The sequence below is a fragment of the Streptomyces clavifer genome, from assembly GCF_036345975.1.
GTDB lineage: Bacteria > Actinomycetota > Actinomycetes > Streptomycetales > Streptomycetaceae > Streptomyces > Streptomyces clavifer.
In genome coordinates this window covers 5,006,858-5,029,787 of record NZ_CP107793.1, presented here as the reverse complement: position 1 = coordinate 5,029,787, position 22,930 = coordinate 5,006,858, and the positions used below count along the sequence as shown (strand labels likewise).

The 22,930-nt window shown below is 70.9% G+C and carries 24 protein-coding genes; 10 read left to right on the top strand and 14 right to left on the bottom strand.

Annotation, left to right across the window (positions count from 1 at the left end):
* Positions 1 to 3: 3 nt before the first annotated feature.
* Together OG927_RS22180 and OG927_RS22175 are read right to left on the bottom strand one after the other, a co-directional pair.
* A complete protein-coding gene (locus tag OG927_RS22180; RefSeq protein WP_056794782.1) occupies positions 4 to 969 on the bottom strand; it encodes a zinc-binding dehydrogenase in 966 nt (321 codons plus the stop codon).
* 193 nt (positions 970 to 1,162) lie between these two features.
* Positions 1,163 to 2,398 carry an NAD(P)-dependent malic enzyme gene (locus tag OG927_RS22175; protein WP_056794171.1) on the bottom strand — a complete coding sequence of 412 codons (1,236 nt, stop codon included), beginning with the start codon at positions 2,396 to 2,398 and terminating at the stop codon, positions 1,163 to 1,165.
* Positions 2,399 to 2,920: 522 nt separating this feature from the next.
* Here OG927_RS22175 and OG927_RS22170 point away from each other — a divergent pair.
* Genes OG927_RS22170 through OG927_RS22160 form a run of 3 tightly spaced genes read left to right on the top strand, consistent with a single transcriptional unit; the run spans position 2,921 to position 5,637 of the window.
* Complete coding sequence (locus OG927_RS22170; protein ID WP_056794169.1) at positions 2,921 to 3,883, top strand: ABC transporter substrate-binding protein; 963 nt, start codon at positions 2,921 to 2,923, stop codon at positions 3,881 to 3,883.
* Positions 3,884 to 3,910: 27 nt separating this feature from the next.
* Positions 3,911 to 4,879 (top strand): amino acid ABC transporter permease, encoded by a 969-nt coding sequence (locus OG927_RS22165; protein ID WP_056794167.1) that lies wholly within the window; start codon positions 3,911 to 3,913, stop codon positions 4,877 to 4,879.
* Entirely contained in the window at positions 4,876 to 5,637 is a 762-nt protein-coding gene (locus tag OG927_RS22160; protein WP_056794165.1) for an amino acid ABC transporter ATP-binding protein, read from the top strand. Before OG927_RS22165 ends, OG927_RS22160 begins: the two co-directional genes overlap by 4 nt.
* Positions 5,638 to 6,209: 572 nt before the next feature.
* On the opposite strand, the gene OG927_RS22155 is transcribed toward OG927_RS22160, so the two are convergent.
* Complete coding sequence (locus tag OG927_RS22155) at positions 6,210 to 6,971, bottom strand: class I SAM-dependent methyltransferase (RefSeq protein ID WP_319100391.1); 762 nt, start codon at positions 6,969 to 6,971, stop codon at positions 6,210 to 6,212.
* An 87-nt stretch (positions 6,972 to 7,058) separates the two neighbouring features.
* Here OG927_RS22155 and OG927_RS22150 point away from each other — a divergent pair, with 87 nt between their 5' ends.
* On the top strand, positions 7,059 to 7,688 hold the full coding sequence (locus tag OG927_RS22150) for a CGNR zinc finger domain-containing protein (protein ID WP_056794161.1): 630 nt from the start codon (positions 7,059 to 7,061) through the stop codon (positions 7,686 to 7,688).
* On the opposite strand, the gene sodX is transcribed toward OG927_RS22150, so the two are convergent.
* The gene (sodX, locus tag OG927_RS22145) at positions 7,592 to 8,026 is read right to left on the bottom strand and encodes a nickel-type superoxide dismutase maturation protease (protein WP_107103307.1); all 435 of its coding nucleotides are present in this window, start codon (positions 8,024 to 8,026) and stop codon (positions 7,592 to 7,594) included. The genes OG927_RS22150 and sodX overlap by 97 nt on opposite strands.
* Positions 8,027 to 8,204: 178 nt before the next feature.
* Between sodX and sodN the strand changes: the two genes are divergently transcribed.
* Positions 8,205 to 8,600, top strand: a complete 396-nt coding sequence (gene sodN / locus OG927_RS22140) for a superoxide dismutase, Ni (RefSeq protein WP_033298259.1) — start codon at positions 8,205 to 8,207, stop codon at positions 8,598 to 8,600.
* A gap of 182 nt (positions 8,601 to 8,782) precedes the next feature.
* Here sodN and OG927_RS22135 read toward each other — a convergent pair whose 3' ends face one another.
* The 5 genes from OG927_RS22135 to OG927_RS22115 all read right to left on the bottom strand — a co-directional run bounded on the left by OG927_RS22135 (position 8,783) and on the right by OG927_RS22115 (position 12,627).
* Positions 8,783 to 8,989 (bottom strand): hypothetical protein, encoded by a 207-nt coding sequence (locus OG927_RS22135; protein ID WP_124281209.1) that lies wholly within the window; start codon positions 8,987 to 8,989, stop codon positions 8,783 to 8,785.
* Positions 8,990 to 9,111: 122 nt separating this feature from the next.
* A complete protein-coding gene (locus OG927_RS22130) occupies positions 9,112 to 9,993 on the bottom strand; it encodes an SDR family oxidoreductase (protein WP_124281210.1) in 882 nt (293 codons plus the stop codon).
* Positions 9,990 to 10,370 carry a DUF952 domain-containing protein gene (locus OG927_RS22125; RefSeq protein ID WP_079099453.1) on the bottom strand — a complete coding sequence of 127 codons (381 nt, stop codon included), beginning with the start codon at positions 10,368 to 10,370 and terminating at the stop codon, positions 9,990 to 9,992. Before OG927_RS22125 ends, OG927_RS22130 begins: the two co-directional genes overlap by 4 nt.
* A gap of 9 nt (positions 10,371 to 10,379) precedes the next feature.
* On the bottom strand, positions 10,380 to 11,384 hold the full coding sequence (locus OG927_RS22120; protein WP_242413135.1) for an NAD-dependent epimerase/dehydratase family protein: 1,005 nt from the start codon (positions 11,382 to 11,384) through the stop codon (positions 10,380 to 10,382).
* 289 nt (positions 11,385 to 11,673) lie between these two features.
* Complete coding sequence (locus OG927_RS22115; protein ID WP_056794156.1) at positions 11,674 to 12,627, bottom strand: LysR family transcriptional regulator; 954 nt, start codon at positions 12,625 to 12,627, stop codon at positions 11,674 to 11,676.
* 255 nt (positions 12,628 to 12,882) lie between these two features.
* Between OG927_RS22115 and snpA the strand changes: the two genes are divergently transcribed.
* The gene (gene snpA, locus OG927_RS22110; RefSeq protein WP_438817088.1) at positions 12,883 to 13,560 is read left to right on the top strand and encodes a snapalysin; all 678 of its coding nucleotides are present in this window, start codon (positions 12,883 to 12,885) and stop codon (positions 13,558 to 13,560) included.
* 160 nt (positions 13,561 to 13,720) lie between these two features.
* On the opposite strand, the gene OG927_RS22105 is transcribed toward snpA, so the two are convergent.
* The 4 genes from OG927_RS22105 to OG927_RS22090 all read right to left on the bottom strand — a co-directional run bounded on the left by OG927_RS22105 (position 13,721) and on the right by OG927_RS22090 (position 17,698).
* Complete coding sequence (locus OG927_RS22105) at positions 13,721 to 14,389, bottom strand: DUF6304 family protein (RefSeq protein WP_330320671.1); 669 nt, start codon at positions 14,387 to 14,389, stop codon at positions 13,721 to 13,723.
* A 76-nt stretch (positions 14,390 to 14,465) separates the two neighbouring features.
* Positions 14,466 to 15,062, bottom strand: coding sequence for a GNAT family N-acetyltransferase (locus OG927_RS22100; protein ID WP_209469759.1), 597 nt, complete (start codon positions 15,060 to 15,062; stop codon positions 14,466 to 14,468).
* A gap of 87 nt (positions 15,063 to 15,149) precedes the next feature.
* The gene (locus OG927_RS22095; protein ID WP_209471264.1) at positions 15,150 to 16,193 is read right to left on the bottom strand and encodes a family 2 encapsulin nanocompartment cargo protein polyprenyl transferase; all 1,044 of its coding nucleotides are present in this window, start codon (positions 16,191 to 16,193) and stop codon (positions 15,150 to 15,152) included.
* Between the two features lie 98 nt (positions 16,194 to 16,291).
* Complete coding sequence (locus tag OG927_RS22090) at positions 16,292 to 17,698, bottom strand: family 2B encapsulin nanocompartment shell protein (RefSeq protein ID WP_209469760.1); 1,407 nt, start codon at positions 17,696 to 17,698, stop codon at positions 16,292 to 16,294.
* Between the two features lie 176 nt (positions 17,699 to 17,874).
* Between OG927_RS22090 and OG927_RS22085 the strand changes: the two genes are divergently transcribed.
* From OG927_RS22085 to OG927_RS22070, 4 genes are all read left to right on the top strand, one after another.
* On the top strand, positions 17,875 to 18,327 hold the full coding sequence (locus OG927_RS22085; protein WP_056794141.1) for an RrF2 family transcriptional regulator: 453 nt from the start codon (positions 17,875 to 17,877) through the stop codon (positions 18,325 to 18,327).
* Positions 18,328 to 18,431: 104 nt separating this feature from the next.
* A complete protein-coding gene (locus OG927_RS22080) occupies positions 18,432 to 19,628 on the top strand; it encodes a globin domain-containing protein (protein ID WP_209469762.1) in 1,197 nt (398 codons plus the stop codon).
* A 133-nt stretch (positions 19,629 to 19,761) separates the two neighbouring features.
* Complete coding sequence (locus OG927_RS22075; protein WP_056794136.1) at positions 19,762 to 20,352, top strand: peptidoglycan recognition protein family protein; 591 nt, start codon at positions 19,762 to 19,764, stop codon at positions 20,350 to 20,352.
* A gap of 42 nt (positions 20,353 to 20,394) precedes the next feature.
* The gene (locus OG927_RS22070; protein WP_319100397.1) at positions 20,395 to 21,342 is read left to right on the top strand and encodes a 1-aminocyclopropane-1-carboxylate deaminase/D-cysteine desulfhydrase; all 948 of its coding nucleotides are present in this window, start codon (positions 20,395 to 20,397) and stop codon (positions 21,340 to 21,342) included.
* Here OG927_RS22070 and OG927_RS22065 read toward each other — a convergent pair.
* Positions 21,318 to 22,919, bottom strand: a complete 1,602-nt coding sequence (locus OG927_RS22065) for a Na+/H+ antiporter (RefSeq protein WP_056794132.1) — start codon at positions 22,917 to 22,919, stop codon at positions 21,318 to 21,320. The two genes, OG927_RS22070 and OG927_RS22065, sit on opposite strands and share 25 nt — an antisense overlap.
* Positions 22,920 to 22,930 lie beyond the last annotated feature (11 nt).

The window sequence follows — 22,930 nt, the reverse complement described above, 5'->3', positions numbered from 1 at the left end:
TCGTCACGAGACGGTGAGCACGATCTTCCCGAAGAGGTCGCCGGCGGCGAGCCGTTCGAACCCTTCGCGGGCCCGGTCCAGCGGCAGCGTCTCGTCGATGACGGGCCGCACACCGGTGGCCGCACAGAACGACAGCAGATCCTCCAGCTCGTCCCTGGAGCCCATGGTGGAGCCGACGACCTTGAGCTCCAGGAAGAAGATCCGGGTCAGTTCGGCGTGCGCGGGGCGGTCACCGCTGGTGGCCCCCGAGATCACCAGCGTGCCTCCGGGCCGCAGCGACTTCACCGAATGGGACCAGGTGGCGGCCCCGACGGTCTCGATCACGGCATCGACGCGCTGCGGCAGCCTCGCCCCGGGCTCGTACGCCTCGACGGCACCCAGTTCGACCGCCCGCTTCCGCTTGGCCTCGTCCCGGCTCGTCGCGAACATCCTGAGCCCGGCGGCCTTGCCGAGCACGATCGCGGCGGTCGCGACACCACCGCCTGCCCCCTGTACGAGGACCGAGTCGCCGGGGCGCACTCCCGCGTTGGTGAACAGCATCCGGTACGCAGTGAGCCAGGCGGTCGGCAGGCAGGCGGCCTGCTCGAAGGTGAGCTCCTTCGGCTTGGGCAGCACATTCCAGCTGGGGACGGTGACCTGCTCGGCGAAGGTGCCCTGATAGCGCTCGGTGAGGATGGAACGCGGCTCGTCCGGGCCGACACCGTGCCCCGTCTGCCCGATGACGGAGTGCAGGACGACCTCGTTGCCGTCCTGGTCGATCCCCGAGGCGTCGCACCCGAGGATCATGGGCAGCTTGTCCTCACCGAGGCCCACACCGCGCAGGGACCAGAGGTCGTGGTGATTGAGCGACGCGGCCCTGACCCGGACGGTGGTCCAGCCGGGCCGCGCCCCGGGTGCGGGGCGCTCGCCCAGCTCGAGGCCGTCGAGGGGCTGGTCACGGTCGATGCGTGCGGCGTAGGCGGCGAACATGGCCATGACGATAGGCCGTGACGCCCCGTGACGTAACCGTCCGGTGGTGTGACACACACCCCAGCGTCCTCGAGGGAAGTGGGCCGACGGCGGCCGAGGCCCGAGCGGAGCCCGGGCAGAGGAAAGGGGCGGGCCGGGGGTTCGGCTCCGCACCGCGGACCTGCCGACCCCGTCCCGCCCCCACCTCACGGCATCAGCGCCGTGCCACGCCCTCGGCCCGCGCGGCGGCGGCCACCGCGGCGGTGACCGCCGGAGCGACCCGCTCGTCGAACGGCGACGGGATCACGTAGTCCGCGGCCAGTTCGTCCCCGACGACGTCGGCCAGCGCGTTCGCCGCGGCGATCTTCATGCCCTCGGTGATCCGGGAGGCCCGGACCTGCAGCGCACCGGCGAAGATGCCGGGGAACGCCAGCACGTTGTTGATCTGGTTCGGGTAGTCCGACCGCCCGGTCGCCACGACGGCCGCGTACTTGTGCGCGACATCGGGGTGGACCTCGGGGTTCGGGTTGGCCATGGCGAAGACGAACGCGCCGGGCGCCATCGAGGCGACCGCCGGCTCGGGGACCGTACCGCCGGAGACACCGATGAAGACGTCGGCGCCCGCGAGAGCCGTCTCCAGCGGGCCGGAGATGCCCGCCCTGTTCGTGAGTTCGGCCAGTTCGCGCTTGACGTCCGTGAGGTCGTCCCGGTCCCGGCTGACGATGCCCTTGCGGTCGGCGACGGCGACGTCTCCGATGCCCGCCTCCAGCAGGAACTTCGCGATGGCCACACCGGCCGCGCCGGCGCCGGAGATGACACCGCGCAGATCGCCGAGCGTGCGGCCGGACAGCTTCGCGGCGTTGCGCAGGGCCGCGAGCGTCACGACGGCCGTTCCGTGCTGGTCGTCGTGGAAGACCGGGATGTCGAGGCGCTCCTGGAGCCGTCGCTCGATCTCGAAGCACCGGGGGGCCGAGATGTCCTCCAGGTTCACGCCGCCGAAGGACGGCGCCAGCCGCACGACGGTCTCGATGATCTCGTCCACGTCGGTCGTGGCGAGCGCGATCGGCACCGCGTCGACTCCGCCGAACTGCTTGAAGAGGATCGCCTTGCCCTCCATCACCGGGAGGGACGCCTCGGGACCGATGTCCCCCAGGCCGAGCACGGCGGTGCCGTCCGTGACGACCGCGACGACCTGCGACTTCCAGGTGTAGTCGTGGACCAGCTCGGGATTCTCGGCGATGGCACTGCACACCTTGGCCACGCCGGGCGTGTACGCGAGGGACAGGTCGTCCTTGTCGCGGATCGGAACGGTGGCCTGCACGGCCATCTTCCCGCCGCGGTGGAGGGCGAAGGCCGGATCGAAGGGCTCTTCCGCACCGCTGATGCCGTCCGCACCGGCCGCACCGTGCGTCTTGCTGTCGCTGCGAGGATTGACGATCTCCGCTGCCATTGTGTTGACCCCTTAAGTCTTCATCGTTTGAGGGTGGCCACTCCTGGTTGAGGAGGGGTGGGCGGGCACCGCGTACGTTCCCGGCACTGGGCAGGTTGGCCCGCCCGGCAGGGGATGTACGTACGCGCGGGCGCGCCGCACACGCGCCCTGAGCCCCTGATGAGGGGTGTAAAGGTCTTTTTTACCCGACGGACTGTGCCCCGGACGAGTCCATATCGACGCGGTGACATGACTCATAGCTGAATATTCGGACAAGTCCACTAAGAGACATAAAGGTCGGCCGCGACTCGTGGCGCACCGGAGATTCTCCGGAGTAAAGCTCGAGTTCCAACAGATGGTCCGGCCTTGCAGTACCGGCCCGTTGGGGATCGGGGGTCGCCCGTTACCCGATTTTGACATGCCGTGGCCCCTGATTGGGCTAGTCCGAATGGCAAGATGCCCTAATCACACAGAGTGGCAGCACTCGAAGATGCGTGCGTAACCATCTGCCCAGCGTTCCCTCACTGCCGGAGGATTCCGATCATGACCGCAAGCACGATCTGTCGTAAGACCGCGAAGTCCCGGATTGCCGCGGTCTGCGCAGTCGCGGTCGCGGGCACCCTGCTGCTGACCGCGTGCGGCGACCAGACCGACAGCGGGGCGACGAAGACCGGTGACAGCACCGCGTCCAAGAGCGACGCCCCGCTCTTCGACAAGCTCCCGGCGAAGTACCAGAAGTCCGGCGTCATCAAGGTCGGGACGAACGCCGAGTACGCACCGATGGAGTCCGTCGAGAACGGCAAGATCGTCGGTGTCGACCCCGACATCGCCGCGGCCCTCGGCAAGCAGCTGGGTGTGAAGTTCGAGTTCACCTCCGGTTCGTTCGACGGCCTGATCACCGCCCTGAACACCGGCCGCCACGACATCGCCATGTCGTCCATCACGGACAACAAGCAGCGTCAGGAAGGCCTGGACGACAAGGGCAAGAAGCTCGGCAAGGGTGTCGACTTCGTCGACTACTTCCTGGCCGGCACCGCCGTGTACACCAAGAAGGGCAACCCCGAGGGCATCAAGTCCATCGAGGACCTGTGCGGCAAGGTGGCGGCGGTCCAGCGCGGCACCACGTACGAAGAGGCCCTGAAGAAGCAGTCCGCGGCCTGCACGGACGGCGGCGAGAAGGCCGTCAAGATCGAGTCCTTCGAGAACGACACAGAGGCCCAGACCCGCGTGAAGTCGGGCGGCGCCGTAGCCGGTGTCAACGACTACCCGGTCGCGGTCGACCTGGCCCGCAAGGCCGGCGGAGGCAACGACTTCGAGGTCGTCGGCGAGCAGGTCGACGCCGGACCGTTCGGTATCGCCGTGAACAAGGACAACACCGAGCTGCGTGACGTCCTCAAGGAGGCCGTCGACGCGATCATCGCCGACGGTTCCTACCAGAAGGTGCTCGACAAGTGGGGCGCCGGCACCGGAGCGATCGACAAGGCCGCCGTCAACGGCGGCAAGTGACCGGCGCACCACCGAAGGGCAGTCACCGTGACTGACAAGTTCGACAAGGTGCCCGGCGGCCCATCGGCCGCCGCCGCACCCGTCTCCACGGCCACCACCGTCGCACCGGAGACCATCAAGGCCATTCCCGTACGCCACTACGGCCGCTGGATCAGCGGCGTGGTCGTGGTGGGTCTGCTCGCCGCCCTCGTGTATGCCTTCTCGCAGGGCAACATCCAGTGGCAGGCGGTCCAGGACAAGGTGTTCGACGACACCGTCCTGGCGGGAGCCGGCCGCACCCTGCTGATCAGCGTGCTGGCGATGATCCTCGGTGTGGCGCTCGGCGTGATCCTCGCCGTCATGCGCCTCTCGAAGAACCCGGTGACCAGCTGGGTCGCGTGGCTCTACATCTGGTTCTTCCGCGGCACTCCGGTCTATGTGCAGCTGCTGCTCTGGTTCAACCTGGCGCTGATCTTCCCGGTCCTCAACATCCCGTTCATCTACAAGGACGAGATGACGGACGTGATGACCCCGTTCATGTGCGCCCTGCTGGGGCTCGCACTGAACGAGGCCGCGTACATGGCGGAGATCGTCCGCGCGGGCATCCAGTCGGTGGACGAGGGCCAGACCGAGGCCTCGCACGCACTGGGCATGACCCAGGCGAAGACCATGCGCCGTGTGGTGCTTCCGCAGGCGCTGCGGGTGATCATCCCGCCGACCGGCAACGAGTTCATCAACATGCTCAAGACCTCGTCGCTGGTGTACGCGGTCACCTACAACGAACTGCTGCGCTCCACCTCGCAGATCGGCTCCACCTCGTACGCGGTGATGGAGATGCTCTTCGTCGCCTCCATCTGGTACATCGTGATGACCAGTGTGTTCAGCGTGGGCCAGTACTACCTGGAGCGCCGTTACGCCCGGGGCAGTCTGCGCAGCCTTCCGCTCACCCCCTGGCAGCGGGTCAAGGTCAACCTCGCCGCCTTCAGCAACCGTCCCTCGGGGGGTGTCTCCGCATGACCGCCATGGTGAAGGCCGAGGGCGTACACAAGTCCTTCGGCGCCGCACACATCCTCAAGGGCATAGACCTGGAGGTCGCCCCGCGTGAGGTCTTCTGCCTGATCGGCCCGTCCGGTTCCGGCAAGTCGACGTTCCTGCGGTGCATCAACCACCTGGAGCAGATCAACGCCGGGCGGCTGTACGTCGACGGCGACCTGGTCGGCTACCGCCAGAAGGGCGACCGGCTCTACGAGCTCAAGGACAGCGAAGTCGCCCTGCAGCGCCGGGACATCGGCATGGTCTTCCAGCGCTTCAACCTGTTCCCGCACATGACGGCTCTCGAGAACGTCATGGAGGCCCCCATCCAGGTCAAGGGTGAGGCCAGGGCCGTCGCCCGGGCACGCGCCGAACAGCTCCTGGACCGGGTCGGCCTGTCCGACAAGGCGAGGAACTACCCCTCCCAGCTCTCCGGCGGACAGCAGCAGCGGGTGGCCATCGCCCGTGCCCTGGCCATGGAGCCGAAGCTGATGCTCTTCGACGAGCCCACCTCGGCGCTCGACCCTGAGCTGGTCGGCGACGTCCTGGACGTCATGCGGGGGCTGGCGGAGGACGGTATGACGATGATCGTCGTCACGCACGAGATGGGCTTCGCCCGCGAGGTCGGCGACGCCCTGGTCTTCATGGACGACGGTGTCGTGGTCGAGTCGGGTCATCCGCGCGACGTACTGACGAACCCGCAGCACGACCGGACGAAGTCGTTCCTGTCCAAGGTGCTGTGAGCGGATGCGAAACGCGCCCCGGGCCGAACCGGCCCGGGGCGCGTCCGCAGATCTCCGATCACCGGCCCGAGGCCGGCCGGAACGTGTGCGTCGCTGCATGGGCCGGCCCGCCGAGGAAGGATCGCAGCCGCTGAGGCCGCCACTGTCACCGACGCCGTGATTGCGTTTCGCACCGGCCTGGAGTCTCGGTGAGTACTGATCCCTGAGAGCCGCAGGCTCCTCAGTCGCGCCACATGATCTTCCGCCCTCGGGGGAATCCACCCTGCCTCCGGGGCCGGACGCGTTCCGCAGAGGGACATCGTGGCGCACGTTCTGTCCGGAGAACATCACTCCTCCCGCACTGTTTCCCACGGGTGGGAAACCGGCGGCCGAGGACGCGAAAGGGCAGGACACCACCGCCTGAGCAGCACCCTCCCGCCGACCCGCGGGCGCGGGACGCCTCCCTCCTCCGAGCGGCCGCCCTCCTCCGATCGCCGGACCCGGCGAGGTGCGTACGGCCGGCGACGGCGGAAGGGAGACAGCGGTACGGAGCGAGTCCGTACCACCGTCTCCCACCACAGCGCGCCGCCCGTCTACTTCACCGCGAGCACCAGGCTGTCCGACGGCGAGGACCAGACCGTGCGCGCCTCCCCGAAGCCCGCCTCGCGGAGGGTGCGGGCGTGCCACCGCGGGGAGGGCATGTCGCCGTCCGCGTGCTCGCCGTAGATCCTGAAGCGCTCGGCGGTCGGTGCCGCGAGGACCGGGTCCTTGGCGGCGAGGGCCCACCACTGCGCCCAGTCGAGCGCTCCGTCGGCCCTGGCACGGTCCATGGCGGCGTGCCGCTGGGCGCGTTCGGCGGCGTTGATGCGGGGGGTGTCGGTATCGATCATGTGATCGGCGTTCATGAACACACCGCCTTCCCGGACCAGCTGTCCGAGTTGACCGTAGAGCGCGGCGAGCGGTTCGCTGTGCAGCCAGTGCAGGGCCGTGGCGGTCAGGACGGCGTCGTACGAGGTGTGCGGGAGCTTCCCGGGCCAGGCGGGGTCCTTCAGGTCGGCGGTGACGAACGTGACCCGGTCGTCACCGTCGAAGGTGCCGCGGGCGATGGCGAGGAGGGCGGGGTCGAGGTCGACCCCGGTGCTGCTCGCCCTCGGGAACCGCGTGAGGAGCCTGTCCGTGATACTGCCCGTACCGCATGCCAGGTCGAGCACCCTCGGCTCGGGCCCCACGACGGCCTCGACCATGTCCAGCATCACCCGGAACCGCTCCTCGCGGTCCGGCATGTACCACTCCTGCTGACGGTCCCAGCTCTGCTGCCAGGACTGCCAGTCGGTGCCCGTCGCCGTCTCCGTCACCCGAACCTCCAAGTAATACCTGTTGATGGCGACCACCTATTACACTGGCCGCACGACGACCATAGACCGACGCCGTAAGGACTACAAGTGGAACTGGCCTATTACTCGGACTACGCCGTGCGTCTGGTCAACACCGAGGAGCCGGCCCGCAACAAGGACTCCCTCACCACGGTCGAGTCCGTGCGCGACCTCTTCGGCGCCAACGCCCAGGCCGCCCGCCGCGCGACCGACGCCGACGTGACCCGCTTCCGGTCCGTGCGGGCCCGGCTCCGGGCGGTCTTCCAGGCGGCCGACAGCGGTGACGAGACCCTGGCGGTGGACCTGCTCAACTCACTGCTGCTGGAGTTCCCGGTGAGTCCCCAGGTGTCCGGGCACGACACCCGCGACGCGGACGGCAAACCGGACTGGCACATGCACCTCGCCGACCATCCGTCGAACGCGACGGCGGGATTCGCCGCCATCGCGGCCATGGGCCTCGCCTTCCACCTCACCTCGCACGGCGTGGACCGGCTGGGCCTGTGCGAGGCGGCACCGTGCCGCAACGCCTACCTCGACACCTCCACCAACCGCTCGCGGCGCTACTGCTCGGACCGATGCGCGACCCGGGCCAACGTGGCGGCCTACCGGGCCCGCAAGCGCCAGGAGACGCTGCGGACCGAGGACACGGGGCGCAGCGCGGACACCACCCAGCCCAGCACGCCGAGCACCGACCGCTGATCCTTGTTCAGCGGCCGGTAGCGGACCCGCACCCGGGCCAGCACGAGCTCCTCGGGGACGGCCCCGTAGTCCGTGCTGTCCCCGCCCGCGAACGAGTTGTCGCCGAGCACCCACCAGCCACTGCCGCGCCGCTCGGCGGCCCGCTTCACGACCAGCAGGTCCTGCTGGAAGGGGTGGCGGAGGATCACCACGTCCCCCGGGCGCACCGGCGCCCCGTGCTGCACGAGCAACCAGTCCCCGTGGTAGAGCGTGGGCACCATCGACGGGCCCGTCACCTCCACCACCTGGAACGCTCCTCGCGCCCGCCCGCTCCCCGGGCCCTGCGTCGCCTCCGGCATCCGTGGCACCTCCCGGTCCATCCTCCAGTACACCGCCGTGTGCGCCGCTCCGCGCATTCGGCCGTCGGCCCATCCTCACCCCGGACTTTTGTCCTAAGCCCATGGGGCAGCCGCTGAAAGCGGCCCCCCACGGAGTAATGTCCCACCTGAGAAGACGATCACGAGGAAGGACAGCTCCATGCTTTCCCGCCTGTTTGCCCCCAAGGTGAAGGTCAGCGCCCACTGCGACCTGCCCTGCGGCGTGTACGACCCGGCCCAGGCCCGCATCGAGGCGGAGTCCGTCAAGGCCGTCCAGGAGAAGTACCAGGCCAACGAGGACGCGGACTTCCGCACGCGCGCCGTTCTGATCAAGGAACAGCGCGCCGAGCTCGCGAAGCACCACGTCTCGGTGCTCTGGAGCGACTACTTCAAGCCCCCGCACTTCGAGAAGTACCCGGAGCTGCACCAGCTGGTCAACGACACCCTGAAGGCGCTCTCCGCGGCCAAGGGCTCGAACGACCCGGCGACGGGCCAGAAGGCTCTCGACCTGATCGCCCAGATCGACAAGATCTTCTGGGAGACCAAGAAGGCCTGACGCCTGTCCGGGCTGTCCGACCCGAGCTTTCACGGGTCGGACAGCCCGACTGTCCGCACCCGGTCCGGAGGCCGCCGGCCACGGCGTCACCGACGGACCGGGTGCGGTCTGCTTTTCCGCTCTTCCACGCCGCGCCGGCCCTACAGCACGGCCACGCTCCCGCCCGGAAGCCACGACCTGTTTCAGGCCGTCGTGCCGAGATCCCGGCTCCGGACCGCGTCCACGGTGAGGATCTGCCCGGCTGGCAAAGCCTTCCGGGCGTCCAGGCCGGTCGGCGTCACCGGGTGGGCGCCGTCCCCGGCCGCACGCTGCTCGGTAACCACGTCGCCCCACGCCCGGGCCCCGAGCGACGCTCCTGCCGCCCCTGCGAAGTGCGCCACGGCCGCCACGTGGCCCAGGGTTCGGACAGCCGGCCCGTCGGCCGACCAGCGCCTGCCGGGTCGCGGGGCCCGCCTCGACGTCTGGTACCAGCGGGCCCCGCCCGGTAACGCAGGCCACGGGCCCGGCCCGATCAGGGTCCCGGGAGAAGGTGGCGGTAGCTGTCCGGGTTCTCCCGCAGGTAGGTGGCCAGGCTCTTGGCCGGATGACCCGTGAGAGCGGGTACGGCGTCCGAGACCACGGCCAGCTCACCCGCCGCGATGGCCTCGTACGACGTTACCCAGCCGGCCACTTCCCAGTCCTGGGCGCCGTAGTGGGCGCGGGAGGCGTAGGCCTCCTCCCTGGTCTCGGGGACGTAGCGGATGGTGCGGCCGGTGCGGCGGCTCAGCTCCTCGGCCGCCTCCGCGAGGGTGAACGCTTCGGGCCCGGTGAGGTCGTACGTCGCACCGTCGTGGCCGGTTCCTTCGTCCAGGAGGACGGCTGACGCCGCGTCGGCGATGTCCTCGTGCGCGACGGCCGAGATCCGGCCGTCGCCGCCCGGACCACGCAGGGCGCCGTCGGCACCCGTCATAGCCGGGAGCCCTGCCAGGTACCAGCCGTCACGCAGAAAGGTGTGGCGCACGTCCACCGTCCGTAGGTGTGCCTCGGTGTGCCAGTGGTCTCGGGCGAAGGTGAACGTGGCGTCCGGGGCGGCGCCGAGGAAGGACACGTACACGATCCGCTCGACACCCGCGGCGACGGCCGCGTCCACCGCCGTGATGTGCTCGCGCACCCGGTCGGGGCTCTCGTGCGCGGAGACGAGGAACAGGGTGTGCGCGCCGTCCAGGGCTCGCCGCATCGCCTCCCCGTCGCCGTACGGGGCAGGCGGTGCGGATACCGCGCCGGGCAGCGTGGGCAGCCGGGAGGGGTCTCGGCCGAGGAGCCGCACGGGGACGCCGACCCGGGCGAGCCTCGCGGCCACCCGGCCGCCGACCGCGCCGGCAGCTCCGGTCACCGCGATGAGTGGGCCGTTCACAGTGCCCCGTCGTCCTCTCGGGTCGTGGTCCCTGTCACGGTCGTGGAGGTGACGGGGGAGGTCCATGGGCGCACCTCCACCACGGCATCCACCGGCAGCGGTCCGTAGATGTGAGGGAACTCCTCGCCGCCGGGCGCCAGTGCCTCGTACCGTACGGGGACCCGGAGCCGATCGGAGTCGATGACCAGCACCACCAGACCGCCCTCGTCGTCCCCGTACACGGCTCGGGCCACGCCGGGCAGTTGGTGCGGCAGGGAGCAGTGGATGAACCCCTCCTCGTGCACGGTGCGGCCACGCGTGGACATCTCGTACGTCCCGGTCGCGCGGGCGGCCTCCCACAGGGGCGCTTCGGTGAGGTGCAGCAGTTCTCGGATCATCGGGCCACGCTAAGCGCTGGCGGCCGCCGCGAGGAGCTTCGCCTCGGTCAGCGTGTCCAGGCCGAGCGCGGGCCGGTCCGGTCTCCGAGGCGCCACGCCACCCCTCTCGCACAGCCAGGCCCACGTGTCGGCGACCGTCTCACCGACGGGTCTGCACCGCAGTCCCGCGGCATGCGCCTTCCGGGTGTCTCCCCGGTACAGGGTGTCGCGGAGCTCGCCCGCCGGCAGCCAGACCGGAAGATCGGTCCAGGGCTCGACACCGGCTGCGAGCAGGTCGTCAGGATCAGTCCAGCGGAGCTCCGCCCGGGAGCCGGTGACCTGGACGCAGGCGTCGAGCAGCTCCCCCATGCTGGCGTGCCCGGGAGGGCTGACCGTGTTGTACGCGCCGCCCAGCCCCTCCGCCGCGGCGTCCAGCAGCCAGTCCGCCAGGTCCCGGGCGTCGATGAACTGGAGCCCCGAGTCCCGCGGTCCCGGCGCGATCACCGGACCGCCGCGGGCCGTCCGGTTCAGCCACCACGGCAGGCGGCCCACGTTCTCGCCGGGACCGAGGATCAGGCCGGCCCGGGCCAGCAGCGCACGGTCGCCGAAGGCCTCCAGCGCCGCGAGCTCTCCGCCCCGCTTGGCCAAGGCGTACGAGACGCCTGCTCCCGCGTCCGGTGAGGCACCGGCCACGAGTGGTCCCTCCTCCGTCAGTCCCGGCGCAGCGGGGTGCGCGTACACGGAGCGGCTGGAGACGTAGGTGAAATGGCCGGCCCGGCCCGCCAGCAGCCCGGCGGCGTCCCGAACGGCCGAGGGAGCGCCGCTCCACGTGTCGACGACCAGGTCCCAGGTGCCCTCGGTCAGGGCGGCGAGGCCCGCCGCGCCCGTCGTGCGGTCACCGATCAGGGCGCGCGCCCCCGGCGGAGGTGCGTGACGACCCCGGTGGAACACGGTGACCTGCGATCCCCGGCTGAGCGCCGCTTCGGTGACGGCCCGTCCGACGAACTCGGTGCCACCCAGCATCAAGATCTTCATGGGCTGATCCTGCCCGTGCCGACCTGCGCCGGAAACGGTCCCTCGCTGTCGGCAGAACCGGGAACTATTCGAGGGCGGCGAGCCTTCGCGGAGGCCGGAAGGAGTTCGGCGCGGGGCTCCCCGGCCCCCGGCACCGGTGAGCCCCGGAGATGTGGGAGGGCCGGTAGGCGCAGGGCGGACGGATCGCGCGCCAGGTCCGGTCCTGTCACGTCAGCACGGTCACGTCCGCGCGGTCACGTCCGCGCGATCGGGCCAGCGCGGTCGGGCCAGCGCGGTCGGGCCAGCGCGTTCAGGCCAGTTGCGCGAGTGGGCTGTGGTGGCGCACCAGCCACTGGTGGTAGTCCGCCGCCCGCTGTGCCGCCTCGCGGTAGGCCGCCTCCAGTTCCCCGTACACCGCGTCCATGTCGGCGCCCGGCCGGGAGACCAGCAGCAGCCGCACGGCCAGCGGATCGCCGCGCAGGGGACGGATCGCCATGTCGTCGCGCGGGCCGGACGTGGGCTGGCAGGGGGCCACCGCCTCGCCCAGCACCACCAGGGAGGCCGCCGTGAGGTAGTCGCCGTGCAGGACGGGCGGGTCGAGACCGGCAGCGCCCAGGACCCGGCGGACCCCGTCCCACTCGCCGTCCACCGACGGGTCGACCATCCAGCGGTCGGTGGCCAGGTCGTCGAGGTCCACCACGGGGCGGCCCGCCGCGGGGTGGTCGCGGGACAGCGAGATGAACTGCGGCTCGCGGTCCAGCAGTACACGCTGCTGCAGGCCGTCCGGGACGGTCAGCGGACAGCCCTCCACCTCGTGCACGAAGGCCACGTCGAGCCGGCCGGCCGCCACGGTGTCCAGCAGCGTGCGGGCCGAGACATCGACCCGCAGCGAGATGTCGGTCCCGGGCAGCCGCAGCCGAAGCCGGCGCAGCCAGCCGCCTATGACCCGGCTGGCGGTGGACCCGATGCGAAGGCGGGGGCCACCGGATCCGGCCGCCTCGGCCTCCGCGACCGCCGCGCCGACGAGGGCGGACATGCCGTCCAGCAGAGGGCGGGCCCGGCTCAGGACGGCGCGTCCGAGCAGGGTCGGCCGGCAGCCGGTCCGTTCGCGGCGGAAGAGCTCCGCGCCCATCGACTTCTCGATGCGCTGGAGCTGGGTGGTCAGCGAGGGCTGGCTGACGCCGAGCCGCCGGGCGGCCTGGTGCAGGCTGCCCGTGTCGGCGATGGCGCAGAGCGCCCTGAGGTGTCTCACCTCCAGCTCCATGAGCCGAGCGTATGACTGTTCGCGCTACGGGCACCAGATGGCCCAACCCCATTAAACGGGCTCTATTCAGCGGGTGTTGGGGCGAGATGCACGTGCTGGTGCTGTGCGGTTCCTGTGGGGGCGATAGGGCGGCGCTATCACCGGTTGACATCATCCGCCGGGGCCCCGCCGGGCCCGACACTCTCTCCGTACCGCCCACCCGTTCCCCGTCCGGTCTCCCGGACGGGGTTCCTCGGACAGGTAGGAGAACCCCCCATGAGACACCCCAGGACAGCCATCATGTCGGCCGTGGCAGGTCTCGGTCTCGGCCTCGCCGCCGCGCTGGGCACCACCCCGGCAGTCGCCGCACCGGCACCTGTCGCACCCTCCGCCCCCGTCGCCACCGCACAGGCCGGCTATGCCGCGTACGCCGGTTCGAGCGAGAACGCCGCCTCGAACAAGGCCTTCTTCGAGGCCGTGATGAAGTCGGTCGCCGAGAAGCGTGCCGCCAAGCCGGGCGCCCTGGCCGTCACCGTGGTCTACAGCACCGCGAACGCCCCCAGCTTCCGCAGCCAGATAGCGAGCAGCACCAGCATCTGGAACAGCTCCGTCAGCAACGTCAAGCTGCAGGAGGGCTCGAACGCGGACTTCGCCTACTACGAGGGCAACGACTCCCGGGGATCGTACGCGAGCACGAACGGGCACGGCAGCGGCTACATCTTCCTCGACTACGCCCAGAACAGGCAGTACAACTCGACCCGGGTCACCGCTCACGAGACCGGGCACGTGCTCGGTCTGCCGGACCACTACACGGGCCCGTGCAGCGAGCTCATGTCGGGCGGCGGTCCCGGCACGTCCTGCACCAACGCCTATCCGAACGCCACCGAGCGCTCGCGGGTGAACACCCTCTGGCGCAACGGCTTCGCGGCCGCACTCGCCCGCGCCACTTCCTGATCCCCGTAACACCCCGTGGGGCCGCTCCGCGCGAGGAGCGGCCCCACGGGCATGACCGGAGCACACGGGCCCGTCCCTCACCGGCCCGGCTGGTGAAGGGCCCGGCCCCGCCCGCCCGGAAGAACGCGGACCGGTCCCCACCGGCCCGGCAGGCACGTGGTCAGGCGAGCTCCAGCGGGAAGGCGCCACGGTGGCCGGTGCCCGCTCCCTCCGCCGGACGCGGCTCGAACTCCCGGCAGCTCCAGATCTCCTGGACGAAGCCCGTGCGCCGCTCCCACAGGTCGGCGACGTCGCCACCGCCCGCCGCGCCGCGGTACGCGTCCTTCACGCCGCGGAAGCACGCGAGTCCGCCGGAGAGGCCGCGGAGCGGCGTGGGGAAGTAGTCGGAGAAGGCGCAGGCTATGCAGGTCTGCAGCTGTATGCCCGGCGGCAGGATGCGCTGGACCGTGGCCAGCGCTGCCGCGAAGTCGCCCTCGGCGCGGTTCGATTCGTACACCGCCCCGTCCAGGTGGAGGGCGAGGTACAGATCCGGGTCGGCACGGCGCAGGGACAACAGGCAGCTGAGCGTGGCCTGGCGGACCGTGCCGGAGACCAGGACCGGGATCGGAAGGTCCCATTCCAGTACGCAGTCGCTGAGCACGCCGTCCACCAGGTCGAACACGCCCTCCGCGGGCGGAGCGCCGGCCACGGGACCCAGACCGTCGAAGCTCACACCCTCGAAGTCGCTGCCTCTGACCCGGATGCTGAGCTGCTGTCCGTCCGTGGTGAGAATGACGGCCTCGGAGCCATGACGGTCCCGGTACCAGCCTGCCCACGACTCATCTGTCATGAGCAGGGACTGTAGCCCGTGGCCGGCGCCCGCCCCGTGGCGCCCTCCCCTTCCGCGCCCCCGCCCAGGGGGTCGATCAGCCGATCCGCGGTTCACGCCACATGGGCCACATGGCGGGCCCGTCCGGCAGGTCAACGGTCCGCCCCGTGAAGGTGAAGCCGAGCCGTTCGTAGAGGCCGCGACTGCGCATGCTGCTCGCCTCCAGGTAGGCGGGGATCCCCTCGCGGTCGCAGCGCTCCAGGACCCCGCTGATCAGCGCTTCCCCGATGCCTTCACCCTGACACTGCGGGGAGACACCGATCATCAGCAGGTATTCGTGCGCACGGTCGTGCGGGTGGACCGCTCCCGTCAGCCTCCCCACCAGCTCCGCCCGTTCGTTGTCGGGATCCGCGGTCTCCCGCATGAGTGCGGGTGTGTCGTCGGTCCCCTCGGGCGCTCCCGCGGGCACGGAGAACCAGAGAGCCGCGGCCGTACCGTCCTCCAGGAGGTCGATACGGCCTCCCGCCAGTGTGATGTCGGCGAAGACACCGAGGAACGCGCCGTGCACCGCGCGCCGGTGGTCCTCGTCCGGGAAGATCCAGGTGCTGACCGGATCATCGTGGAACGCCTCGTCCAGAATCCGTACGACCCGATCCCTGTCCCGCTCGTCCGCCTGCCGTATGCGTACGCCCACGCGTCCCACCCCTTCGTCCGCGGTGATCCCAACCGACTTACGGGATCCTAGAGTTGCGGCGGATCGCCGGTCATGGGCGGGTGGCACTCAGTGCGTTCTGCGGGTCACAAACTCCGCCAGGGCCAACAGGTCGCCGGCGGCGGCCGGATCGGGAACCGCCCGGGACAGGTGGTGGACCGCGCGGGCCATCCGGTCCGCCGCGCATACCTGCGCCCAGTCACGGCCGCCGGCCCTGTCGACCGCGGCAGCGGCCCGGTTCACCTCGTCCGGGGTGTTCATGGCACCCCGGTAGAGCGCGGCGAGCTCGGCCGCCGCGGCGGTGCCCGACGTGAGGGCTGCCACGACGGGCAAGGACTTCTTGTGGGCCGCCAGATCCGCCCCCACCGGCTTGCCCGTACGCGCGGTGTCCCCCCAGATACCGATCAGATCGTCGATGAGCTGGAAGGCGAGTCCCGCCTCCCTGCCGAAGCCGTCCATGGCACCGACCTCCCGCTCGTCCGCGCCCGCGTAGAGGGCACCGAGCGCGCAGGCGCAGCCCAGCAGAGCACCGGTCTTGGCCGTGGCCATCGTGAGGCACTCGTCGAGCGTCACGTCGTCGGGGCCGCGCTCCTCCATGGCGCAGTCGGCCTGTTGCCCCGCGCACAGCTCGATGACGCAGGTGGACAGACGCGCCGAAGCGCGCCCGGACGCGGGGTGCGTGTCGTCCGCCAGCAGTCGCTGTGCGAGGGCGAGCATGGCGTCACCCGTGATGACCGCGTCCGGCACACCGAACACCGCCCAGGCCGTGGGCCGGTGCCTGCGGGTGGCGTCCTCGTCGATGACGTCGTCGTGGAGCAGGGTGAAGTTGTGCGCCAGCTCCACGGCGACGGCCGCCCGCATCGCCGTTTCACGATCGCCGCCGAGCGCACGGGCCGCGGCCAGGACGAGCGCGGGTCTGATGGCCTTGCCGGCCTGTCCGGAGGCGGGGCTTCCGTCGGCGTTCTGCCAGCCGAAGTGGTACATGGCGACCCGGCGCATGCCCCCGGGCAGCGACTCCACGGCCGCCCGGAGATGAGGATCGACGAGGTCACGGGTGCGCTCGAGGAGCGCCGCGGCCTCGTGTCCTTCCGTCGCGGCGTCCGTACTCGTCATGGTCACGGTCACTCCTTCCGGGCGCCACGGAGGCACCTTGGTGGCGGCCTGCGCGTACGGGCCCGGGCGGCGTCCGCCGCCACCCGGGCCAGGGAGGGTCACCTCCAGCGGCTGACCTCGACGTTCTCCAGGACTCCGAGGGCGTCGGGCACCAGGACGGCCGCGGAGTAGTAGGCCGTCACGAGGTAGGAGATGATCGCCTGCTCGTCGATCCCCATGAAGCGGACCGACAGGCTCGGCTCGATCTCGTCGGGGATGCCGCTCTGCTGGAGCCCGATGACGCCCTGGTCCGCCTCACCGGTCCTCATGCAGATGATCGACGTGGTGCGGGATTCGGTGACCGGGATCTTGTTGCACGGGAAGATCGGGACCCCTCGCCAGGCGGGCACGTGGTGACCGGCGACCTCCACGCTCTCCGGCACCAGACCGCGCCTGTTGCACTCGCGGCCGAAAGCGGCGATGGCCCGCGGATGGGCGAGGAACAGCTTCGACCCGCGCCGGCGCGAGAGCAGTTCGTCCATGTCGTCGGGGCCGGGCACCCCGTCGTGGGGCTGGAGGCGCTGCCCGTAGTCGCAGTTGTTGAGGAGCCCGAACTCGCGGTTGTTGATCAGCTCGTGCTCCTGGCGCTCGCGCAGCGCCTCGACCGTGAGCCGCAACTGCTGCTCTGTCTGGTTCATCGGCTGGTTGTAGAGGTCGGAGACCCTGCTGTGGACCTTCAACACCGTCTGGGCGACGCTCAGCTCGTATTCACGCGGGGCCGACTCGTAGTCGACGAAGGTGTGCGGGACGACGGCCTCCCCCACATGTCCCGCCGACAGGTCGATCTCCGCCTCGCCGTAGCGGTTGGTGCGCTGGTGCGGGATGGCGAGCAGCCGGGCCAGGTGGTCCCGGAGCGAGTCGGCGCGTTCGGCGAGGTTGAGCACATCCGAACGCCGCAGTGTCAGCAGGGTGCAGGCGGTCACGGCACGGGCCGTGTACTCCCAGGCCGCGTCGCCGTCGACCAGTGCGTGGTCACCGAAGTAGGCGCCGTCGGCGAGGACTCCGAGCACCGTCTCGTCCCCGTACGGCCCGGTGCCGACCTTCTCCACCTTGCCGTGGGCCAGCAGGTAGACGCGGTCCGCCGCATCGCCCGAGGTGGCGAGGACCTCCCCGGGGGCCACCTCGCTCTGCTCGCACCTGCGTGCCAGCTCGGCCAGCACCTCCTCGTCCCCGAAGTCCCGCAGGGCGGGCAGTTCGCCGAGCTCCGCGGGAATGACCGTCACCTGGTCGCCCGTCTGGACGAACGTCACCCGGCCGTCCCCGACCGAGTGGCTCAGCCGGCGGTTCACCCGGTACGCACCGCCCTGCACCTGCACCCACGGCAGCATGCGCAGCAGCCACCGGGAGGTGATCTCCTGCATCTGCGGGGCCGACTTGGTCGTCGTCGCGAGGTTCCTCGCAGCTGCCGTACCGAGACTCTGCTGCGGCGGCTGCTGCGTGTCGCGAACCTCTTCACCAACGGACATCCGACATCCTCTCGATCACGGGCTGACCTGCGGAAGAAGCCTTTCAGCAGGAGGACTCGGCGCGCTATTACACAAAAGAGTGTGACTAATCGGGCTGCGTTCGGGGCATGCTGCCCAGCGTCGCCGCGCGCACCGTTTAATTTGCATCCCTCATGCAACTTATCTAGTCTGCGTGCATGCGGCTGACGAGATTCACCGACGTGGCACTCCGCGTGCTCATGCGCCTGGCCGTCGCGTCGGAGAGCGAGGACCCGCCGACCACCCGGGAGGTGGCGGCCACGATGCAGGTGCCGTACACCCACGCGGCCAAGGTCGTCGCCCGCCTCCAGCACCTCGGCCTGGTCGACGCGCGCCGGGGCCGCGGAGGCGGCCTCACCCTCACCGGCGCCGGCCGGTCCGCGTCGATCGGCGGACTCGTACGGCAGCTGGAGGGGCCGGGCGAGGTCGTCGACTGCGACGGCGACACCCCCTGCCCCCTGCGCTCCGCGTGCCGGCTGCGCTCGGCGCTCCGGCTGGCCGAGGAGGCGTTCTACGCCTCGCTCGACCCCATCACGGTCGCGGATCTCGTCTCCTCGCCCACCGGCCCGCTGCTGATCGGCATCAGCGCAGGCCGCCCCGCACCCGGCTGATCCCCGCACGCCCACGGCGCGCGGTCCCGGCCGCCCAAAAACATGCATGCGAAATGCAAGTTTCAGATGTCCTTCCGCCCCTCTCCACACCCGAGGAGTCATCGATGCTCTCCGAGACGTCGACCGCCACTGTCCGAGCCACCCTGCCCGCTGTCGGAGCGGCCATCGGCGACATAGCGGACCTCTTCTACCAGAAGCTCTTCGACGCCCACCCGGAGCTGCTCCGCGACCTCTTCAACCGGGGCAACCAGGCCTCCGGGACCCAGCGTCAGGCACTCGCCGGCTCGATCGCGGCCTTCGCCGCACATCTGGTCGCACACCCGGACACGCGCCCCGACGTGATGCTGAACCGCATAGCCAACAAGCACGCCTCCCTGGGCATCACCGCACCGCAGTACGAGATCGTGCACACGCACCTCTTCGCCGCCATCGCCGAGGTGCTCGGCGACGCGGTCACCCCCGAGGTCGCCGCCGCCTGGGACGAGGTCTACTGGCTGATGGCCAACGCCCTGGTCTCCATCGAGGACCGCCTGTACGCACAGCAGGGCGTCATGGCCGGCGACGTGTGGCGCGAGTGGACGGTGGCCTCGCGGACCGAGGAGGGCGAGGACGTCGCCACCTTCCGCATCGCCCCCTCCGACGGCGCCCCCGCTCCCGGCTTCAGCCCGGGCCAGTACGTCTCCGTACAGGTGGAACTCGCCGACGGAGCACGTCAGATACGCCAGTACAGCCTCACCGGCGCACCCGGATCCACCCTCCGCTCCTTCATCGTCAAGCGGGTACGGGGCGAGGGCACTCCCGACGGCGAGGTCTCCCGGCACCTGCACGCACACGTCCGGGAGGGCGACCGGCTGCGCGTCTCCGCCCCGTACGGCGACCTGGTGATCGAGGACGGGGACGCACCGCTGCTCCTGGCCTCCGCGGGCATCGGCTGCACGCCGATGCTGTCGATGCTGGAACACCTGGCGGACGAGGGCCACCGCTCCCCCGTCACCGTCGTGCACGGCGACCGGTCGCCCGCCGACCACGCCCTCCGCGCCGACCACGCGCTGCTCACCGGCAAGCTGCACGACGCCGTCGCGCACTTCTGGTACGAGACCCCCGGGCCCGGGCACCCCTCGGAGCGCACCGGCACGGTCGACCTGACGGAGCTCGTCGTCGCACCGGGGACCCGCGCCTACCTCTGCGGCCCGCTGCCGTTCATGCGTGCCGTCCGTTCCCAGCTGCTCACGAAGGGCGTGGCCGCGGCCGACATCCACTACGAGGTGTTCGGCCCCGACCTGTGGCTCGCGCAGGACTGAGACCGGCCACCGCTCCCGCACGCGGCGAGGTGTCCGGATCGGCTCGCACACGGTCCGAACAGATGGACCGGAACCCCGCGTTCCGGTACAAGCGCAGTACGGACACACTCCCCACGTACCAAAGGAGTCGGCCATGTCCTCACCCATGTCCGCGAGCAGTTTCCTCAAGGCCCTGAAGGACGAAGGACTCATCGTCGTCCAGGTGGGCGACTGGCGCACACACAACCGCAACCAGCAGGGCCCCTGGGGGCCGGTGCACGGGGTGATGATCCATCACACCGTCACCAGGGGAACCGGCCTCACCGTCGACCTCTGCCGTGACGGCCACGAGGACCTCCCCGGGCCGCTCTGCCACGGCGTGATCGCCAAGGACGGGCGGGTCCACCTGGTCGGCTACGGCCGGACCAACCACGCCGGACTCGGCGACGACGACGTGATGCGCGCCGTCATCGCCGAGAAGCGTCTCCCGGCGGACCACCAGGCCAACACCGACGGGAACCGGCACTTCTACGGGTTCGAGTGCGAGAACGTCGGGGACGGGGAGGACCCCTGGCCCGCCGTCCAGCTCGAAGCCGTCGAGAGGGCCGCGGCAGCGGTCTGCCGATTCCACGGCTGGAACGCCCCCTCGGTCATCGGCCACCGGGAATGGCAACCGGGCAAGGCCGACCCGCGCGGCTTCTCGATGGCCGGCATGCGCACGCGGATCCACAACCGGCTGAAGTAACCGCCGCGCGCGACGGCCGACCCGACGGCCCACAATGAACGCATGCACCACGAAGCGCTCGACCTCTCCCGGCTGCAGCCGGCCCTCCCCTCGCCCCTGCAGCCGGCCGAGGACGAGCGCTTCGCGCGCCACGGTGTGACCCTGCTGCTCAAGCGGGACGACCTCATCCACCCCCATCTGCCCGGCAACAAGTGGCGCAAGCTCGCCCCGAATCTGCGGGCGGCGGCCGGCCGTACCGTGCTGACCTTCGGCGGGGCCTACTCCAACCACCTGCGCGCCACGGCCTCCGCGGGACGACTGCTCGGGTTCCCGACGGTGGGGGTCGTGCGCGGCGACGAACTGGCCCGCCGCCCCCTCAACCCCTCCCTCGCGCAGTGCGCGGCCGACGGCATGCGCTTGCACTTCGTCGACCGCGCGACGTACCGCGCGAAGGCCTCCCCAGAGGTCCTGGACGGCCTGCTGAGCGTCTTCGGAGACTGCGCGGTCGTCCCCGAGGGCGGCAGCAACGCTCTTGCCGCACAGGGCTGCACGGCCCTCGGCGGCGAGCTGCCCGGGACGGTCGCGACGGTCGCGGTCGCGTGTGGCACCGGCGGCACCCTGGCGGGCCTGGCAGCCGGACTCGGCCCGGAACAGCGGGCCCTGGGCATACCGGTGCTGCTCGGCGGCTTCCTGGGAGAGGCGGTCCGCGACCTGCAGCGGGAGGCCTTCGGCGGACCGTCCGGACGCTGGTCCCTGGACGAGCGCTTCCATTTCGGCGGATACGCCCGCACACCCCCGGAACTGCATGCCTTCGCGGACGACTTCGAGGAGCGGCACGGCCTGCCCGTCGAGCGGATCTACGTCGCCAAACTGCTGTACGCGCTGACCGTGCTGGCCGGGGAGGGCGCCTTCCCCCGGGGGTCGGCGGTCGCCGCCGTCGTCACCGGGCGGCCCTGGCCGCCGGACGGCGACCGCGGCCCGTCCCCCTACGCCCCGTCCGACTCCCGGTAGGCCGCGGCCTCTTCCAGGTCCAGCCGGCGCAGCAGGGCCCGCAGCATCTCGTCGTCGATCCGCCGCTCGTCCCGCAGGCGGACGAAGACCTCGCGCTCGGCGTCGATCATCTCCCTGGCCAGCCGCCGGTAGGTGTCGTCCGCCGACTCCCCGGTGACCGGATTGGCCGCGCCGAGCCGCTCCCAGACCGCGTTGCGGCGCCGTTCCAGAACCGTGCGGAGCCGGTCGGCGAGGGGGCCGGGCAGTGCGTTGCGCCGATCGGACAGCAGCTCCTCCAGTCGCTGCTCCGCCGCCGTGGACGCCTCGCTCTGGGCCTGCGCCTCGGCCAGCGTCTCGGCCCGCACGTCACGCCCGGGGAGCTTCAGCACACGCACCAGGAGCGGCAGGCTGAGGCCCTGGACGACCAGGGTCCCGATGACGGTCGTGAAGGTCAGGAAGAGCACCAGGTTGCGGGCCGGGAAGTCCTCCCCGTCGTGCATGACCAGCGGGATGGAGAAGGCGATGGCGAGGGAGACGACGCCCCGCATCCCGGCCCAGCCGACGATCAGCGGCGAGGTCCAGGGCATCGCAGGTTCGCGTTCCCTGATGCGCCTGGAGAGCCACAACGGCAGATAGGTCGCCGGATACACCCAGACGAAGCGGACCACGACCACGGCGACGAAGACCGCGACCGCGTACCGGAGGGCCTCGCCGACGCCGTACGTGCCGAGGCCCTTGAGCACGAAGGGCAGCTGCAGTCCGATGAGCGCGAAGACCGCCGACTCCAGAACGAACGCCACCATCTTCCAGACCGCGGCCTCCTGGAGCCGCGTCGCGAAGTCGACCTGCCAGGAGCGGTGCCCCAGGTACAGCGCGACGACGACCACGGCGAGCACCCCGGAGGCGTGCACCCGCTCCGCCGCCGCGTAGGCCACGAAGGGGATCAGCAGCGACAGGGTGTTCTGCAGCAGCGCCTCCTTGAGGTGGGTGCGCAGCCAGTGCAGCGGCACCATCAGCACCAGGCCGACGCCGACGCCGCCGACGGCGGCCAGCAGGAACTCGCCGATGCCCGCGCTCCAGCTCATGCCCTCGCCGACGGCGGCGGCGAGGGCCACCTTGAAGGCCGTGATCGCGGTGGCGTCGTTCACCAGGGACTCGCCCTGGAGGATCGTGGTGACCCGGGCGGGCAGGCCCACCCGGCGGGCGATCGCGGCGGCCGTGACGGCGTCCGGCGGGGCGATCACCGCGCCGAGCACCAGTGCGGCGGTGAGCGGCAGGTCCGGCACGAGCAGGTAGGCCAGCCAGCCCACGGCGACGGTCGCGAAGAGCACGTACCCCACGGAGAGCAGCGCGACGGGCCGCAGATTGGCCCGCAGGTCGAGGTAGGAGCTGTCCACCGCGGCCGTGTACAGCAGCGGCGGCAGCAGAAGCGGCAGCACGATGTGCGCGTCCAGCGTGTAGTCGGGCACGCCCGGCAGGTAGGAGGCCAGCAGGCCCACGGCCACCAGCAGCAGGGGGGCGGGCACCGGGGTCCTGCGTGCGGCACCGGCGACCGCCGCGCTGACCGCGACGAGTGCCACCAGCTGCAATGCGTCCATCTCACTGTCCT

Excerpts from the sequence above, each read along its gene's own strand:
- OG927_RS22180 (WP_056794782.1), bottom strand. The coding sequence starts at position 969 with ATGTTCGCCGCCTACGCCGCACGCATCGACCGTGACCAGCCCCTCGAC.
- OG927_RS22175 (WP_056794171.1), bottom strand. The coding sequence starts at position 2,398 with ATGGCAGCGGAGATCGTCAATCCTCGCAGCGACAGCAAGACGCACGGT.
- OG927_RS22170 (WP_056794169.1), top strand. The coding sequence starts at position 2,921 with ATGACCGCAAGCACGATCTGTCGTAAGACCGCGAAGTCCCGGATTGCC.
- OG927_RS22160 (WP_056794165.1), top strand. The coding sequence starts at position 4,876 with ATGACCGCCATGGTGAAGGCCGAGGGCGTACACAAGTCCTTCGGCGCC.
- sodX (WP_107103307.1), bottom strand. The coding sequence starts at position 8,026 with ATGCCGGAGGCGACGCAGGGCCCGGGGAGCGGGCGGGCGCGAGGAGCG.
- sodN (WP_033298259.1), top strand. The coding sequence starts at position 8,205 with ATGCTTTCCCGCCTGTTTGCCCCCAAGGTGAAGGTCAGCGCCCACTGC.
- OG927_RS22125 (WP_079099453.1), bottom strand. The coding sequence starts at position 10,370 with ATGATCCGAGAACTGCTGCACCTCACCGAAGCGCCCCTGTGGGAGGCC.
- OG927_RS22120 (WP_242413135.1), bottom strand. The coding sequence starts at position 11,384 with ATGAAGATCTTGATGCTGGGTGGCACCGAGTTCGTCGGACGGGCCGTC.
- OG927_RS22115 (WP_056794156.1), bottom strand. The coding sequence starts at position 12,627 with ATGGAGCTGGAGGTGAGACACCTCAGGGCGCTCTGCGCCATCGCCGAC.
- snpA (WP_438817088.1), top strand. The coding sequence starts at position 12,883 with ATGAGACACCCCAGGACAGCCATCATGTCGGCCGTGGCAGGTCTCGGT.
- OG927_RS22105 (WP_330320671.1), bottom strand. The coding sequence starts at position 14,389 with ATGACAGATGAGTCGTGGGCAGGCTGGTACCGGGACCGTCATGGCTCC.
- OG927_RS22095 (WP_209471264.1), bottom strand. The coding sequence starts at position 16,193 with ATGACGAGTACGGACGCCGCGACGGAAGGACACGAGGCCGCGGCGCTC.
- OG927_RS22090 (WP_209469760.1), bottom strand. The coding sequence starts at position 17,698 with ATGTCCGTTGGTGAAGAGGTTCGCGACACGCAGCAGCCGCCGCAGCAG.
- OG927_RS22085 (WP_056794141.1), top strand. The coding sequence starts at position 17,875 with ATGCGGCTGACGAGATTCACCGACGTGGCACTCCGCGTGCTCATGCGC.
- OG927_RS22080 (WP_209469762.1), top strand. The coding sequence starts at position 18,432 with ATGCTCTCCGAGACGTCGACCGCCACTGTCCGAGCCACCCTGCCCGCT.
- OG927_RS22075 (WP_056794136.1), top strand. The coding sequence starts at position 19,762 with ATGTCCTCACCCATGTCCGCGAGCAGTTTCCTCAAGGCCCTGAAGGAC.
- OG927_RS22070 (WP_319100397.1), top strand. The coding sequence starts at position 20,395 with ATGCACCACGAAGCGCTCGACCTCTCCCGGCTGCAGCCGGCCCTCCCC.
- OG927_RS22065 (WP_056794132.1), bottom strand. The coding sequence starts at position 22,919 with ATGGACGCATTGCAGCTGGTGGCACTCGTCGCGGTCAGCGCGGCGGTC.